Raw genomic sequence first — 16,649 nt, forward strand, 5'->3', positions numbered from 1 at the left:
AGATGGCGCTTCTGACATGCTTCCGTTAAATTTAATGGTTAATTTGTTAATCTTCACTGGGGAGAGTGAGGAACCGAAACGTGTTTTGCGCGTTTCAGACAGCACACGGGAGAAGCACAGATGTTGTTTAGCAGACCAGTCGCCACGCCACTTGCAACCGACGATATCGCAGCGACCGGCACATTTGCCGATGGTGTGCTGCAGTTGACCGAAAAGGAACTGGTGGAGTTTGCTCGCAAGGATTTTTCGGGAGCGTCCTTCAAGCGTGATTACGGTTCTGCCCGTCGTGTTTCGGAATGCCGGATCGGCCAGATCTGATCCTTAAAAGAATTTCTTCATGAAACAGGCGGCTGCACGAAAATGCAGCCGCCTGTTTTGTTTTGCAAAGACGTGATGTGGATCAGCGTTTGCCGGCTTCCAGAATGCCGCGCGTGACACTGCCGGTCGCCGGATAGAGCGGGATCAGGCAGGCCTGCAGGGCGTGGTAGATATCGCCCTTGCCCGGAAACAGGTCATGGGAAGGCACGAGGTCTTCCGTCAGTTCCTCATGCCAGCCGCCGTTCTTATGATCGATGAAACGGCGCTCGATGATGTTCCAGATTTTGCGGTAGTTTTCCTCATGGAAATCCGAGGGCAGGTGCTCATTGAGGAAATGGGCAGCACCCGCACCTTCGCAGGCAGGCCACCACAGCTTGTTGCGCTTTGCCGGCTTGTCGTCCCAGTCGAGCGTGTAGAAAAAGCCGCCCTTGTCATCATCCCAGCCGAGCACCATCGACTGCTCGAACAGGTTCTTTGCCGCGTCCAGCATCCATTCGTGCATCTTGTCGCCGAGTACCCAGAGCTGCAGGATGAGGCGCGCCCATTCCAGCCAGTGGCCCGGCGTAGTGCCGGCGGGGCGGAACATTTCGTTCTCGTGGTAATAGGCCTTGTCGATATTCCAGGACGTGTCGAAATGTTCTGCAACGCGCCAGTTCACTGAACCGGCAGCCCGGCGGATGACGAGATCGGCGATGCGTTCGGCCTTGGTGAGATATGCGGCATCACCGGTCGCCTCGAAGGCCGCCATCAGCGCTTCGGTGAGGTGCATGTTGGAATTCTGGCCGCGGTAATTGCCGCCGTCGAGCGGCTGCCAGTCGGGTGTGAATTCTTCCGCGATCGCGCCGTGCTGCTCGTCCCAGAATTTGGTGTTGATGACCTCGGTAATGTCGGCCAGCATCTTGTCCGCCAGCGGATGGCCGACGAGTTTGGCCGAGGAAGCTGCCAGCAGCACGAAAGCGTGGCCGTAACCCTGCTTGTTGGCATCGACCGGGCCATTGTCATCAAGCGACCAGAAATATCCGCCGTTTTGTGTGTCGCGGTGGTGGTTCCAGAGATAATCCATGCCGTGATCGACGACATCGTATGCGCCGGGGCGGCCGAGCAGCGTGCCGATGGCAAAGCAGTGAACAGCGCGGGCGGCGATGTGGATGTTGCGCACCTGACCATTCGCATCCAAAGGCTTGCCGTGATCATCGAGATCGTAAAAGCCGCCCTTGGGATTGATCGAATTGTGCTGGAAGAAGCTGAAAAGGCCGTTTGCCTGCGCGGTCAGCCAGTCGCGATGGTAAGGGCGGGTTGTCCAGTTGCCGAGATCCCGATCTGCCAATGCCATGATAATCCTCCAATTTCGTGCACAACAGTTTGCCGAATGCCTATATAGGGCGGGTGTGAGTCTGTCATCGGCCATGGTGTGCAATCGGGCGAGGACAGGCCCATATAACATCCGTCATATATTGACATAAAGATATCTTTATGTGATCTGGGTGTTTGAAATCCATGACGTCAAGGGAGTTTGCCGTGTTCGATACTGTTTTCGGTCCTGAAGGGGCTGTCCGCGACGGCAATGAAGTGTTCGAGGCGCTGCGCAAGGCTGCCAGCGAACGCATCCTCGTGCTTGATGGCGCCATGGGCACGCAGATCCAGGGGCTGGGCTTCGATGAAGACCAGTTCCGTGGCCACCGTTTTATCGGCTGCGCCTGCCATCAGCAGGGCAATAACGACCTTCTGATCCTCACCCAGCCGCAGGCGATCGAGGATATCCATTATCGCTACGCCATGGCGGGGGCCGATATTCTCGAAACCAACACCTTCTCCTCGACCCGCATCGCGCAGGCCGATTACGAGATGGAAGGTGCAGTTTACGACCTCAACAAGGAGGGCGCCGAGATCGTGCGCCGCGCCTGCCAGCGTGCCGAACGCGAGGATGGCAAGCGCCGTTTCGTGGCCGGCGCCATCGGCCCGACCAACCGCACCGCGTCGATTTCTCCCGACGTCAACAATCCCGGTTACCGCGCCGTTTCGTTCGACGATCTGCGGATTGCCTATGGCGAGCAGATCGACGGCCTGATCGACGGCGGCGCCGACATCATCCTGATCGAAACCATCTTTGATACGCTGAACGCCAAGGCTGCCATTTTCGCCTGCAATGAGCGTTTTGCCGCCAAGGGCATCACCCTGCCGGTGATGATTTCCGGCACGATCACAGACCTTTCCGGCCGCACGCTTTCCGGCCAGACGCCGACCGCTTTCTGGGATTCGGTCAGCCATTCCAATCCGTTCACGATCGGCCTCAACTGCGCGCTCGGTGCCGACGCCATGCGTCCGCACCTGCAGGAACTGTCGGGCGTTGCCGACACGTTCATCTGTGCCTATCCTAATGCCGGCCTGCCGAACGAGTTCGGTCAGTATGACGAAACGCCGGAAATCATGGCCGCACAGGTCGAGGGTTTTGCCCGCGACGGTCTCGTCAACATCGTCGGCGGCTGCTGCGGTTCGACGCCGGACCATATTCGCGCCATTGCCGAAGCCGTTGCCAAGCACAAGCCGCGCCCAATCCCGGAACACAAGCCGTTCATGTCGCTGTCGGGTCTGGAACCCTTCACGCTCACCAAGGACATTCCGTTCGTCAACGTTGGCGAGCGCACCAATGTCACCGGCTCGGCCAAATTCCGCAAGCTGATCACCGCCGGTGACTATACCGCCGCTCTCGCAGTCGCCCGCGATCAGGTGGAAAACGGCGCGCAGGTCATCGACATCAACATGGATGAAGGCCTGATCGACAGTGAAAAGGCGATGGTCGAATTCCTGAACCTGATCGCCGCCGAGCCGGATATCGCCCGCGTGCCGATCATGATCGACTCGTCGAAATTCGAGATCATCGAAGCGGGCCTGAAATGCGTTCAGGGCAAGTCGATCGTCAACTCGATCTCGCTGAAGGAAGGCGAAGAGAATTTTGTCCGTCAGGCGAAGCTGGTGCGCTCCTATGGCGCGGCCGTCGTCGTCATGGCCTTCGATGAAACCGGACAGGCGGACACCTATCAGCGCAAGGTCGATATCTGCTCTCGAGCCTACAAGATCCTGACCGAACAGGCCGGTTTCCCGCCGGAAGACATCATCTTCGATCCCAACGTGTTTGCGGTTGCCACCGGCATCGAGGAACACAATAATTACGGCGTCGACTTCATCGAGGCGACCCGCACGATCCGCGAAAAAATGCCGCTCGTGCATATTTCTGGCGGCGTTTCTAACCTGTCCTTCTCGTTCCGCGGCAATGAGCCGGTGCGCGAGGCGATGCATGCCGTGTTCCTCTACCACGCCATTCAGGCGGGCATGGACATGGGCATCGTCAATGCCGGCCAGTTGGCCGTCTACGACCAGATCGACGCGGAACTGCGTGAGGCCTGCGAAGACGTGGTGCTGAACCGCCGCAGCGATGGCACCGAACGGCTGCTGGAAGTGGCGGAACGTTTCCGTGGTGGTCCGGGCCGTGAGGCACGCGTGCAGGATCTGTCCTGGCGCGAACGCTCCGTCGAAGAGCGTATCTCGCATGCGCTGGTCAACGGCATTACCGAATATATCGAGGCAGACACCGAGGAAGCCCGCCTGAAGGCCGAGCGCCCGCTGCATGTCATCGAAGGCCCGCTGATGGCCGGCATGAACGTGGTCGGCGACCTGTTCGGTTCGGGAAAAATGTTCCTGCCGCAGGTGGTGAAATCCGCGCGTGTGATGAAGCAGGCCGTGGCCGTGCTTCTGCCTTACATGGAAGAGGAAAAGCGTCTCAACGGCGGCGACCAGCGCAAGGCTGCGGGGAAAATCCTGATGGCGACGGTGAAGGGCGATGTCCACGATATCGGCAAGAACATCGTCGGCGTGGTTCTGGCCTGCAACAATTACGAGATCATCGATCTCGGCGTGATGGTGCCCGCGACCAAGATTCTGGAGACGGCGATTGCCGAGAAGGTCGATGTCATCGGCCTGTCCGGCCTGATCACCCCGTCACTGGACGAGATGGTTCATGTGGCTGCCGAAATGCAGCGGCAGGGATTTGACATCCCGCTGCTGATCGGCGGCGCGACGACCAGCCGTGTCCATACGGCCGTCAAAATCCATCCGGGTTATGACAAGGGCCAGACGGTCTACGTCACCGACGCATCGCGTGCCGTGGGCGTCGTCTCGAACCTTCTTGCGGAAGACGGTCGTGAAAACTACGTCGCCGACATCCGCGCCGAATATGCCAAGGTGGCGGCAGCTCACGCCCGCTCGGAAGCGGACAAGATCCGCCTACCGCTGGCGCGTGCCCGTGCCAATGCCCATAAGGTGGATTGGGATGCCTACAGCCCGGTCAAGCCGCAGTTCTTCGGCACCAAGGTGTTCGAAGGCTACGATCTTGAGGAACTGGCGAAATATATCGACTGGACGCCGTTCTTCCAGACCTGGGAGCTGAAGGGGCGTTATCCGGCCATTCTCGAAGACGAGAAGCAGGGTGAGGCAGCCCGCCAGCTGTGGACCGATGCACAGGCCATGCTGAAAAAGATCATCGCGGAAAACTGGTTCCGTCCGCGTGCCGTCATCGGCTTCTGGCCGGCCAACACGGTGGGTGACGATATCCGCGTCTATACCGACGAGAGCCGCACGGAAGAGGCCGCGACCTTCTTCACGCTGCGTCAGCAGCTGTCGAAACGCGATGGCCGCCCGAACGTGGCGCTGTCGGATTTCGTTGCGCCGGTCGATAGCGGCAGACAAGATTATGTTGGCGGTTTCGTCGTCACTGCCGGGATCGAGGAAGTGGCGATTGCAGAGCGGTTTGAGCGGGCGAACGACGATTATTCGTCGATCCTCGTCAAGGCGCTGGCCGACCGTTTTGCCGAAGCCTTCGCCGAACACATGCACCAGCGCGTCCGCAAGGAATTCTGGGGTTACGCGCCGGATGAGACTTTTGGCAATGACGAACTGATCCACGAGGAATATGCCGGCATTCGTCCGGCACCCGGTTATCCGGCCCAGCCCGATCATACGGAAAAGGATACGCTGTTCCGCCTGCTCGACGCGACGGAAGCAACTGGTGTTATTCTGACCGAAAGCTACGCCATGTGGCCCGGCTCGTCCGTCTCCGGCCTCTATATCGGCCATCCGGACAGTTATTATTTTGGCGTCGCCAAGGTGGAGCGCGATCAGGTGGAAGATTACGCGGCACGCAAGGGCATGGCGGTCGAGGAGATCGAGCGCTGGCTCGGGCCGGTGCTGAACTATGTGGTTGGCGGTGCGGCCAAGGATGAGGCGGCGTAAGGCCGCGTCGTTCCAACACCGTCATGCTCGGGCCTGTCCCGAGCATCTGCCAACTCCAGATCTTGGCACCGTGTTTAGACCCTCGGGACTGGCCCGAGGGTGACATCGCGAGGGATACTGGTTGGGTCAGTACGGTCAGGCGAGGAGTAGTTGCAGCCTGCTCAGCGTCAACCGGCACTGCCGACACAGCGCCTCGTTGCGGCCGTCGCGATAATAGCTGAGTGCAATGACCGCGCCATAAAGCGCCCAGCCTTCCGCCCGTAGCCAGTCGTCATCCGATAAGCCGAGAACCTCGCGAAAGCGGTCGCGGGCGGCGGGATCGATCCAGACCCAGGCCGTTGCGTAATCGGCCGCCGGATCGCCAACGGCAGCAAGTCCCCAATCCAGAACGGCATGCAGCCGCCCATCTCGGGCAAGCAGATTGTCGGCCTTCAGATCGCCGTGCAGCCAGACGGATTGTTTCGGCAGGGGGCGAGCGCAAGCCCGTTTCCACAGCCGGTGCGCCGCTTCGCTGTCGATCTCGTCGGCAAGCATGTCAATGGCGGGGCGCGTGACCGGCGACAGGTCATCGAGCGCAACGCCACGCCGGTTGTTAAGCGGGCCGGAACGTGGGGCGCCTGTCGTGTCTTTTTCATGCAGCGCGCGCAGGAACGCGGCGAGATCGTCTGCGGCCTCAACAGGATCGGCAAGCTTGTCCGGTGTCGCAAGATCACCGTCCAGCCAGTCGAAAATGCCGAAATCGACCGGTTTGCTAAGATCGGCCGTGCCGCGGTAGCGCAGGTTGGGCACGGAGAGCGGGAGGCCCTGCATGTGCGGCAGCCAGTCGAGTTCATTGGCGATCAAATCAATGGCGTGGCCACGGCGTGGAAGCCGCAGCAAAAGCGTATCACCCAGTTGGTAAAGCGCATTATCCGTGCCGGAGGACGTGATCCGCTCGCACGGCAGATCGGCCCATTGCGGTGTGTGCTGGCGCAGCAAACGGGCGATCAGGGCGTCGTCGATAAAGATGTCATCATCATGCATGGGCCGACGCTAGAAAAGACAAATGACACCCGCATGACGCGTGCCTTCGAAGATTTCAATTTTCCTGGCTCAGTGCATCCCGCATGGCGCGGATGACGAGGATGGATGACAGTTCACCTGCGCCGCGTGCGGGAAACCCTGCCGGCTTGTCTTCGGCCGCCGTGGTGGCCGCCTCGAGGCAGGCCGGAATTCCACCACCCGCCTGCGCCTCTGCGGAATAGGCTTTTGCCGCCCGCAGCCAGACGCTGGCGATCTCGGCACCGCCGGGTTCACGCTCGGCATGGTCGCGAAAGCTTGTCGCCATCGCGGCGAAGGCGTTGCCAAAGTCTTCAGCCAGAATGGAGCGCTTGCGCATCAGCGCGCTGCCGGCGCGGCGGAATGCGCTGGCATAGAGGCGAGGTGCGACGCCTGGTATGGTCAGCAGGGTTTCGGCAGCAAGGTCGAAATAGCGGCCGGGGGTCCATTCGGACGGTTCAAGGCCGGCAAGAGCTGCCTCGATGGCGTCGAACATGTCGGGTGTGATCGCACCGTGGTCGCCGCGGCCTTCCTGGTCCGTCAGGTGCACCAGCCGGTGGCTGTTTTCGTTGATCGCCACGGCGATCTCGGAGAACATCTCGAAGATTGAAACGCTGTCGGTGTTCCGCATGAACCCTGCCTTTCTTTCTTGTGCCTCTCCGGTCTTTCAAAAAGTTTTTAGCTTGGCAAGGGTAGAAAGCCGGTGAAAGTAGGCTGCTTGGCGAGATTTGGGCGAAACGGAGTGGCGCTCGATGGTCCAATTTATTGTGCGCTGCCGCATTGTCTTGCAGCCCAGAATGCCGGGAAAACAGGGCTTATGTTGTCATTTCGGCCCGAAGTCATAAAACAGGCCGCGTCGCCCGTTCTTCTGCCCTCACGGCCTTTTACGATTTTTCGTAATCGGTGATCACAAATTGCGGCGCGGGCGCTTTTTCCACAAGCGCCCGCTAAAATTAGTCGCGGATCACGAGAAGATCGCCGGCCGAAAAGCGCAGGGTTACGACCTCGTCGGGCGCGGGCATGACGAGATCCGGCGAGTTGAACATGTCGAACGAGACAGTGTTCTTGCCCACCGCGATGCGGGTTCGCACCACCGAGCCGAGGAAGTTTGCCGAAACCACCTTGCCGGTCAGGGCGGTGTCGCCCTTGGCGCTTTCGGACAGCGAGCCCGCTTCCGGGCGCAAAGCCAGCGAGATGGTTTCGCCACCGGTCTTGTCGGCTATCGATTCGCGCAGTGCAATCGTCTGGTCGCCGATCATCACGGTGCCGGCGGCCGGATCGACGATCGTTGCCTCAATGATGTTGAGCGTGCCGACGAAGGAGGCGACGAAGCGTGTGGTCGGGCGGTTGTAGATGTCAGATGGCGTGCCGATCTGGTCGGCGCGGCCGGCATTCATGACGACGATGCGGTCGGAGATCGACAGCGCCTCTTCCTGGTCATGGGTAACGAAAACGGTGGTGATGCCGAGCTGGCGCTGGATCTGGCGGATTTCCTCACGCAGCGACACGCGGATCTTTGCGTCGAGAGCGGAGAGTGGCTCGTCCAGCAACAGGACCTGCGGCTTTGGCGCAAGCGCGCGCGCCAGTGCCACGCGCTGCTGCTGGCCGCCGGACATCTGGTAGGGGTAACGGTCGGCCAGATGTTCGAGATGGATGAGTTTCAGCATCTCCTTCACCCGCGTCTCGATTTCGGCTTTCGGCTGGCCTGCGACCTTGAGGCCGAAGGCGACGTTGTCGAACACGGTCATGTTCGGGAAGAGCGCGTAGGCCTGAAACACCATGCCGATATTGCGCTGGTTGGGTTTCAGTCGCGTCTGATCCTTGCCGTTGATATGGATCGTGCCGCCGCTCGGCTGCTCGAAGCCGGCGATCATGCGCAGGATCGTCGTCTTGCCGCAGCCGGACGGGCCGAGGAAGGAGATGAACTCGCCCTTTTCGATCGCCATGTTGAAATCATGGACGACCTGGGTCTGGCCAAAGCTCTTCTTGATGTTTGCGAGTGCGAGAAAGGGCATTGGGAAAACCTTTAAGGACGGGACTGTGTCAGCTTGCCGAAGCGCGACACGAGCTGGATGAGGCCCATGGAAAGCCAGGTGATGGCAAAGGCGATGATGGCGAGTGCCGAAGGCTCATAGGCCTTGTTGGCGCCGACCAACTGCAGATAGGGGCCGAAGGCCGGACGGTTGAGCAGCGCTGCCATGGTGAATTCGCCGATGACGATGGCGAATGTGATGAAGGCGCCCGACAGCACGCCCGACATGACGTTCGGGAAGATGCACTTGAACAGGATGGTCGGCCATTTGGCACCGAGGATTTCGGCAGCTTCCGTCAGCGTGCGCACGTCGATGGTGCGCATGGCGGTATCGACCGAGCGGTACATATAGGGCAGCGACAGGGTGATATAGGACATCACCAGCAGGATATTGGTGCCGAAGGTCGAGCCGGTGAAGGGGATGTAGGATGAGGAATTGTAGAGCCTGAGATAACCGAACACGATGACGATGGCCGGGATGACCAGCGGCATCAGCGTGACGAATTCCACGAAGGGGCGCATCTGCGGCAGGCGCAGGCGTACCCAATAGGCGGTGGGCACGACCAGCAGCATGCCGAAGGCGATGGTGAACAGCGCCATCAGCATCGAGAAGCCAAATGTCTGCTGGAACTGCACGTCGGAAAACACCGAGCCATAGGCATCCAGCGAATATTCGCCTCGGCGCATGCGCAGCGAAAATTCGAACGTGCCAAGCAGCGGCACGAAGAAATAGGTGACGCCGACGGCGATGGCGAGCCAGGCGAAAAATTTGCTCATCTTCATGGTCGCGCCCTCACTTTTGCCAGCGTTCGGCGCGCATACGCAGCCAGATGTACAGCACGTTGGAGAGGCCGGTGATGACGATCATGCCGAGCGCCAGTGCATAACCAAGATTGGGGTTATGCAACACGTCGCCGCGGATCTGCGCATACAGCAGGATCGGCACGATGTTGAGCGAGGCGCCAGTCAGCGCATAGGCCGTGGCGATGGCGCCAAAGGCGTTGGCGAACAGCAACAGGGATGTGCCGAGCAGGCTCGGCCACAGGATCGGCAGGCCGATCATCCTCCAGTATTGCCATGTCGAGGCACCGAGGATTTCGGAAGCCTCACGCCATTCCTTTTTCAGGCCGTCCAAAGCTGGCGTCAGGATCAGCACCATCAGCGGGATCTGGAAGAACATGTAGGTGATGGTCAGGCCGAAAAAGGAAAGAAGGTTGAAGCCGGTCGAATAGAGATTGAAGCCGAACCAGTCGCGCAGGAAGACCGTCACGAGGCCGGTGCGGCCCAGCGTGGCGATAAAGGCGAAGGCGAGCGGCACGCCGGCAAAGTTGGAGGCGACGCCGGAAAAGGTCAAAAGGCCGTTGCGGATCCACGAGGGCAGGCCGCCGAGCACGATCGCCCAGGCCAGCGCAAAGCCGATCAGCGCGCCACCGAGCGAGGAGGCAAGCGAGACCTTTATCGAGATCCAGTAGGCGGACAGAATGGTCGGCGTAAACAGGTCGGCGATGTTCTGGAAGGTGAACTGACCTTCGGCGTTAAAAAACGCGCCGGTGACGAGATAAAGCGTCGGAACGATCAGGAACATCAGGGCAAAGATCATGAACGGCGCGATGCCGAGCCAGTCGATGATCGTGCGACGGTCGATGAAGGGGGATGCGGTGGACATCAATGCCGCCGTTTCTGCCGGAGGAATAAAAGCCTCCCCGCGTTGAAACGGGGAGGCCGATTTCAGACATTACTGGATGTTGGCGCCAACAACCTTGTCCCACTGGGTGGTGATTGCGGTCTTGCCAGCGGCCTGATCGTCGAGCGTCGGGAACTTTGCCTTTTCATAGGCAGCGGCCGGCGGCAGGGCGTCGAGCATTTCCTTCGGGATCTTGTTGTTCTTGGCAAGATCGTTGAAGCGGATCGGGTGGCAATAGCCCTTCAGGTAACCCAGCTGGCCTTCGTCGGAGTAGATGTATTCCATCCACAGCTTGGCAGCGTTCGGGTGCGGTGCGAAGGCCGAGATCGCCTGTACGTAGACGCCGGCTACAACGCCGGTTTCCGGAACGACGACTTCGAGCGGCGGGTTGCCCTTCAGCGTGTCGCGCCAGGACAGACCGTTGTAGTCCCAGGCGATGACGATCGGGGTGGAGCCCTGAGCGAGCGAAGCGGACTTGCCGATGACGGGCACAAAATTGCCGGCCTTGTTGATTTCGGCAAACAGCTTAAGGCCGGCTTCACCAGCCTTGGTGGCATCGGTTTCGCCAGCGGCGATACCGGCGGCGTAAACGCCCTGAACGGCCTGGTTGGACGAGCGCGGGTCACCGGCGAGAGCAACCGAGTTGGCGTAGTCCGAACCGGTCAGGTCTTTCCAGTCCTTCGGGACCTTCTTGACGATGTCGGTGTTCACGATGAAGGAGAGAACGCCGTAATAATCGCCGTACCAGTAACCTTCAGCATCCTTGGCGTCGTCCGGGATCGAAGCCCAGGTCGATACCTTGTAGGGCTGGATCAGCTTTTCAGCCTTGGAGGATGGGCCGAAGGAGAGACCGACGTCGATGACGTCAGGCGCCTGCGGGCCGGTATTGCCCTTGTTGGCCTTGATGGCTTCGATTTCGTCGCCCGAGCTTGCATCCGGGTTCAGTTCGTTGACTTCGATGCCGTACTTGGCCTTGAAGCCGGCAATGATGTCGCCGTAACCGCACCAGCTGTGGGGCAGAGCGATGGTGGTGAGCGAGCCTTCCTTCTTGGCGGCTGCGATCAGCTCTGCGCTCGGCTCGGCGAAGGCAAAACTGGTCGAAGCAACGACCATGGCGGTGGTGATGGACAGAAGACGTTTGGTCTTGGTGATCACGGGATCCTCCTGAGGTTTTCAGTTCGTGTCGGGCGACACTCGTAGAGCCGGTTCATGTATCGTATGTGACAGTATGCACAGCTGAGCATGCATCAATGCAAAGCTTTGGATTTCCACGGATTTTAGTGGATCACTCCTCTTTTACGCGATCGTTTTTCCCCAAACGGCGGAAAAGACGGCTTCGCTCGAAAAGATTTTCCAAGGAATGCATGCGTTTGCGGGTGGTTTCCCAGCCTGCACTCTGTACCGCCTCGATCAGCGCTTCCACAATAAACAGCGTGACCACCGAAGAATCCCAAGCGGAGGGCGCCTCGATGCGGGATTTGAACGTGTGGCGGGCATGGCGGACCACCGGCGAGGCCCAGAGGTCGGTGAACAAGACAATGACGACGCCGGCCGCTTTGGCGGCTTCCGCCAGCGTCGCCATCTCCTGCTCGTAACGGCGGATATCGAAGATCACCAGAACGTCGCCGGCATTCATGTTGAGCACATGCTGCGGCCATGAACTGGAATTGTTGGAAATCAGCGTGGTGCGTGGCCGGATCACCTGCATGTGGGTGAAAAAATACTCGGCAAGCGAGCCAGTGATGCGGCCGCCGATGAAATAGAGGTGGCGATCCAGATCCTGCAGCAGAGCCGTCGTGCCGTCGAACGCCGCGATGTCGATCTCGGCTAGCGTGTCGCGCAAATTGTCGGTCACGGCTTCGGCAAAGCGGTTGAGGATATGGGTATCGGGGGCACGCGCGGCCCAGCGGTCCTGCCAGTGATCGTGCTTGGCGATCGGGTTGGAAATCGTTGCTTCCAGCTCCTGATGCAGGCGCAGCTGGAATTCGGGATAACCCTTGAAGCCAAGTTTCTGCACGGCGCGCGCCACCGTCGCCGTCGAAACACCGGCGTTTTCCGCAGTCGCGGTTATGCTGCCAAGCCCAGACACCGGATAGTTCTCCAGCAGGCTATCCGCCAGTTTCCTCTCGGTCGGCGTCAGTCCGTCGTAGCCGCGGCGTATGACGTCTGACACTGTGCGCGAGGTCTCTGGCACGGATGCTATGTTCCCCTCCGGTCTTTGCCGGTTTGAGCGAAATTAACAATCGAGCGGTGGCTCCTGTCAATGGCGGCATTGAAAAGATTCTTTCAGAAAGGCGATTGACCTCAACCAAAAGATGAAGAATTCTTTTCTTGATGGTTTTTTAACCAACCCGGCGGGGCATGCATGTTGGTGCAGTCTGCAGTTCTGACAGAGGCGGATGGCGATCCGGTTGCGGTCGACAATGCCGGTGGTCGCAGCGATGTGCTGCTGGTCTGCGAACATGCCTCCAACCGGCTGCCCGAAGGCTATGGCGATCTCGGTCTGCCGGCCGATGCGCTGACATCGCATATCGCCTGGGACCCCGGCGCTCTTGCTGTTTCCCAACGCATCGCGAAAAATCTGGATGCCGTGCTGGTCTACCAGCGATTTTCTCGGCTGATCTATGATTGCAACAGGCCGCCGACGTCGCCGGCTGCGATGCGCGATGTCAGTGAAGTGTTTCGCATTCCCGGCAACGAGAACCTGTCGGAGGCGGAGAAGGCGCGGCGAACTGCGGCGCTCTATCTGCCGTTTCAGGGACGGATTGCACAGGAAATTGCTGCCCGGACAAAAGCGGGCAGGGCGACTGTGCTGGTGACGGTGCACAGCTTTACGCCGGTCTATTACGGCCAGAAGCGCGAAGTGGAGATCGGCTTTCTGCATGATCGGGACAGTCGGCTGGCCGATCGCATGCTGGCGGCGGCTGCCGATACAAACCTGTACCTGATCGCCCGCAACGAACCTTACGGGGCCGCCGATGGCGTGACCCACACGCTGGAAGTCCATGCCATCGGGCCAGGGCTTCTCAATGTCATGATCGAGATAAGGAACGATTTGATTACAGATGATGTCGGCCAAGGATTCGTGGCCGATTTCCTGACGGGTCTGCTGCGCGAAAGCCTCGTGGACGCCTGACGAAAGACTTCTAGGGAAACAGCTAATGTCCGGCGCCGACACCGAAATATCGGGCGATGCCGAAAATCGTACTGGGGGCGTTGCTCGGCCATTCCGGCCGGTCGCCTGTTTTTTCTTTGATCAGGAGAGAAGGCATGGACAATTCATCATCAGGGGTCAGCTACAAAAAGGCTGACGCATCCTATTTCGAAAAAAGACATCTATCCCGTTATGCGGGCGTATGGTCGCTCTGGGCGCTCGGCGTCGGCGCGGTCATTTCCGGCCATTTCTCCGGCTGGAACTTTGGTTTTGCCACGGGCGGCTGGGGCGGCATGCTGGTGGCCGGCATCATCATCGCCATCATGTATCTCGGCCTGACATTCTCTATCGCCGAAATGAGCCCGGCTTTGCCGCATACCGGTGCGGCCTATTCCTTTGCCCGTACCGCCATGGGTCCATGGGGCGGGTTCATCACCGGGCTTTGCGAAAACGTCGAATATGTGCTGACGCCCGCCGTCATCGTGACGTTCATTACCGCTTACGTGAACACCATTCTAGGGCTGGACCCGGTCTATTCGCCGCTCTTGTGGGTGTTCTTCTACGCGGTCTTCCTCGGACTCAACATTTTTGGGCTGGAACTGTCGTTCAAGGTGACACTGGTGATCACGCTGATTTCGCTGGCTGTGCTGGTGTTCTTCTGGATCAGCGCCATCCCGAACATGGATTTTTCGCGTTGGGCGCTGAATATCGGCGTCGGGCCGGACGGTGCGGCGATCGAACTGCCGGAAGGCAATGGTTCCTGGTTCCCCTTCGGCTTTTCCGGCGTGCTGGCGACACTGCCTTTTGCCGTGTGGCTGTTCCTCGCCATCGAGCAGCTGCCGCTGGCTGCCGAAGAATCGGTCGATCCCAAGCGTGACATGCCCAAGGGCATCATTCTCGGCATCATCACGCTGATGGTGTCCGCCTTCATGATCGTGCTGCTCAACCCGTCGCTGCCGGGCGTCGGCGCCTTCCATCTCGGTTCGGCGCTGGAGCCGCTGCTCGACGGGTTCAAGGCGGTTTACGGCGATAGCGGCGTGGTGGTTCTCGGCCTCGTGGCGCTCACCGGCCTGATCGCCAGCTTCCATACGATCCTTTATGCGCAGGGCCGTCAGATCTATTCGCTGTCGCGTGCGGGCTATTTCCCGACCGTGCTGTCGATCACGCACTCGAAATTCCGCACACCCCATATTGCCATGCTGACCGGTGCAGCCGTCGGTCTCGCCGTCATGCTGGTCATCTGGTTCTCGCTGGGGGCAGAAGCCGGCGGCAGCGTCATCGGCGCGGTGCTGCTCAACATGGCGGTGTTCGGAGCAATGTTCTCCTACATCATGCAGGCGATCTCCTTCATCCTGCTGCGCAAAAACCTGCCGAACATCGAACGGCCGTTCCGTTCGCCGCTCGGAATTCCGGGTGCGGCGCTGACGGTGATCATCGCCTGCGTGACGCTGGTCTATCAGGTGCAGGATCCGAACTTCACCAAGGGCGTGTTGTGGGTGGCCGTATGGTTCGCAGTCGCCATTGCCTATTTCGCGCTGATCGGCCGTCACAAGCTGATCCTGTCGCCGGAAGAGGAGTTTGCGCTGGAACACAAGGAAAAGGCGATCGCAGCTTCGGCGGCAGCGCGCGCCTGACCGGATGATGAGGAGGGGCCGGCGGCAATGCCGCCGGCCGATTTATCCGACATGGACATGAAAGTGGGAGCAGCATGACCACCGCATACACATTCGAAGACCTGAAGGCTGACGTCTCCGATGGCGTCATCGATACTGTTCTTGCTTGTCAGGTGGACATGCAGGGCCGGCTGATGGGCAAGCGTTTTCAGGCGGAGTTTTTCGTCGAAAGCGCCTGGAAGGAGACCCATAGCTGCAACTATCTGCTGGCCACCGATATCGAGATGGAGACCGTTTCCGGCTACAAGGCGACGAGCTGGGAGAAGGGGTATGGCGATTATACGATGAAGCCGGACCTTTCGACGCTGCGGCGCATTCCGTGGCTGGAGGGCACGGCTTTGGTGCTGTGCGACGTGCTGGATCACCACACCCATGAGGAAGTGCCGCATTCGCCGCGCGCCATTCTCAAGAAGCAGGTGGCGCGGCTGGAAACCATGGGCATGAAGGCCTTCATGGCGACGGAGCTGGAATTCTTTCTGTTTGACCAGACCTATGAACAGGCGGAGCAGAGCGGTTATCGCAGCCTGAAACTCGCCAGCGCCTATAACGAGGACTACCACATCTTTCAGACCACCAAGGAAGAGGATGTGATGCGGGCCATCCGCACCGGCCTGCAGGGCGCGGGTATTCCGGTGGAAAATTCCAAGGGTGAGGCATCGGCGGGGCAGGAGGAGATCAACGTCCGTTATACCGACGCGCTGACCATGGCCGACCGGCATGTGATCGTCAAAAACGGCTGCAAGGAAATCGCCTTCCTCAAGGGCAAGGCCATCACGTTTCTCGCCAAGTGGCATTATTCGGCCGCCGGTTCATCGTCGCATATCCATCAGTCGCTGTGGAGCGCGGATGGCAAGACGCCGCTGTTTTTCGACAAGAATGGCGAACACGGCATGTCGGAAACGATGCGGCACTATATTGCCGGCCTGCTCGCCCATGCCGGCGAGATCACCTATTTTCTGGCGCCCTACATCAATTCCTACAAGCGATACGTGGCCGGCACGTTTGCGCCCACCAAGGCCGTGTGGTCGAAGGACAATCGCACCGCCGGTTATAGGCTCTGCGGAGAGGACACCAAGGCGGTGCGTGTGGAATGCCGTGTCGGTGGGGCCGATCTCAACCCGTATCTCGCCATGGCGGCACTGATCGCGGCGGGTATTGACGGCATCGAGCAGAAGATGGCGCTGGAGCCGGCTTTCGTGGGGGATGCCTATGGTGTCAAGGACGTGCGCGAAATCCCGGTGACGCTGCGCGCTGCAACCGAAACGATGACGACATCCGCCATGCTGCGCCGAGCCTTTGGCGATGACGTGATTGATCATTATACGCGTGCGGCGCAGTGGGAGCAGGAGGAATATGACCGGCGGGTGACCGACTGGGAGGTGGCGCGCGGGTTCGAAAGGGCGTGAGGAAACTGCAACCGATTTCCGGCGATTGTTGAGTTTTTCTCGATAATCGCCTAGGTTG

13 protein-coding genes are annotated in these 16,649 nt (G+C 59.8%); 5 read left to right on the forward strand and 8 right to left on the reverse strand.

Annotated elements, in window-relative coordinates; genetic code table 11:
* The first annotated feature begins 120 nt into the window (after positions 1 to 120).
* On the forward strand, positions 121 to 318 hold the full coding sequence (locus AAIH70_RS10205; protein ID WP_132272130.1) for a hypothetical protein: 198 nt from the start codon (positions 121 to 123) through the stop codon (positions 316 to 318).
* 82 nt (positions 319 to 400) lie between these two features.
* On the opposite strand, the gene AAIH70_RS10210 is transcribed toward AAIH70_RS10205, so the two are convergent.
* The gene (locus tag AAIH70_RS10210) at positions 401 to 1,651 is read right to left on the reverse strand and encodes an AGE family epimerase/isomerase (RefSeq protein ID WP_132272131.1); all 1,251 of its coding nucleotides are present in this window, start codon (positions 1,649 to 1,651) and stop codon (positions 401 to 403) included.
* A gap of 185 nt (positions 1,652 to 1,836) precedes the next feature.
* Between AAIH70_RS10210 and metH the strand changes: the two genes are divergently transcribed.
* Positions 1,837 to 5,604, forward strand: a complete 3,768-nt coding sequence (gene metH / locus AAIH70_RS10215) for a methionine synthase (RefSeq protein ID WP_132272132.1) — start codon at positions 1,837 to 1,839, stop codon at positions 5,602 to 5,604.
* 135 nt (positions 5,605 to 5,739) lie between these two features.
* On the opposite strand, the gene AAIH70_RS10220 is transcribed toward metH, so the two are convergent.
* From AAIH70_RS10220 to AAIH70_RS10250, 7 genes are all read right to left on the reverse strand, one after another.
* Positions 5,740 to 6,627 carry an aminoglycoside phosphotransferase family protein gene (locus AAIH70_RS10220; RefSeq protein WP_430033978.1) on the reverse strand — a complete coding sequence of 296 codons (888 nt, stop codon included), beginning with the start codon at positions 6,625 to 6,627 and terminating at the stop codon, positions 5,740 to 5,742.
* A 55-nt stretch (positions 6,628 to 6,682) separates the two neighbouring features.
* Complete coding sequence (locus AAIH70_RS10225) at positions 6,683 to 7,273, reverse strand: DAK2 domain-containing protein (RefSeq protein WP_132272134.1); 591 nt, start codon at positions 7,271 to 7,273, stop codon at positions 6,683 to 6,685.
* Positions 7,274 to 7,595: 322 nt separating this feature from the next.
* Positions 7,596 to 8,657 carry an ABC transporter ATP-binding protein gene (locus AAIH70_RS10230; RefSeq protein WP_132272135.1) on the reverse strand — a complete coding sequence of 354 codons (1,062 nt, stop codon included), beginning with the start codon at positions 8,655 to 8,657 and terminating at the stop codon, positions 7,596 to 7,598.
* Positions 8,658 to 8,668: 11 nt separating this feature from the next.
* Positions 8,669 to 9,457, reverse strand: a complete 789-nt coding sequence (locus AAIH70_RS10235) for an ABC transporter permease (protein ID WP_132272136.1) — start codon at positions 9,455 to 9,457, stop codon at positions 8,669 to 8,671.
* Between the two features lie 10 nt (positions 9,458 to 9,467).
* Positions 9,468 to 10,340, reverse strand: coding sequence for an ABC transporter permease (locus tag AAIH70_RS10240; RefSeq protein ID WP_132272137.1), 873 nt, complete (start codon positions 10,338 to 10,340; stop codon positions 9,468 to 9,470).
* Between the two features lie 69 nt (positions 10,341 to 10,409).
* Complete coding sequence (locus tag AAIH70_RS10245) at positions 10,410 to 11,513, reverse strand: ABC transporter substrate-binding protein (protein WP_132272138.1); 1,104 nt, start codon at positions 11,511 to 11,513, stop codon at positions 10,410 to 10,412.
* Positions 11,514 to 11,643: 130 nt separating this feature from the next.
* Positions 11,644 to 12,552: a MurR/RpiR family transcriptional regulator gene (locus tag AAIH70_RS10250; RefSeq protein WP_132272139.1), complete on the reverse strand. Its 909-nt coding sequence runs from the start codon at positions 12,550 to 12,552 to the stop codon at positions 11,644 to 11,646.
* A 171-nt stretch (positions 12,553 to 12,723) separates the two neighbouring features.
* Between AAIH70_RS10250 and AAIH70_RS10255 the strand changes: the two genes are divergently transcribed.
* The 3 genes from AAIH70_RS10255 to AAIH70_RS10265 all read left to right on the forward strand — a co-directional run bounded on the left by AAIH70_RS10255 (position 12,724) and on the right by AAIH70_RS10265 (position 16,591).
* Entirely contained in the window at positions 12,724 to 13,494 is a 771-nt protein-coding gene (locus tag AAIH70_RS10255; RefSeq protein WP_132272140.1) for an N-formylglutamate amidohydrolase, read from the forward strand.
* A 134-nt stretch (positions 13,495 to 13,628) separates the two neighbouring features.
* Positions 13,629 to 15,146 (forward strand): amino acid permease, encoded by a 1,518-nt coding sequence (locus tag AAIH70_RS10260; protein WP_132272141.1) that lies wholly within the window; start codon positions 13,629 to 13,631, stop codon positions 15,144 to 15,146.
* Between the two features lie 74 nt (positions 15,147 to 15,220).
* Positions 15,221 to 16,591, forward strand: coding sequence for a glutamine synthetase family protein (locus AAIH70_RS10265; RefSeq protein WP_132272142.1), 1,371 nt, complete (start codon positions 15,221 to 15,223; stop codon positions 16,589 to 16,591).
* Positions 16,592 to 16,649 lie beyond the last annotated feature (58 nt).

The organism is Neorhizobium sp. BT27B, from assembly GCF_050455485.1.
Lineage (GTDB): Bacteria > Pseudomonadota > Alphaproteobacteria > Rhizobiales > Rhizobiaceae > Neorhizobium.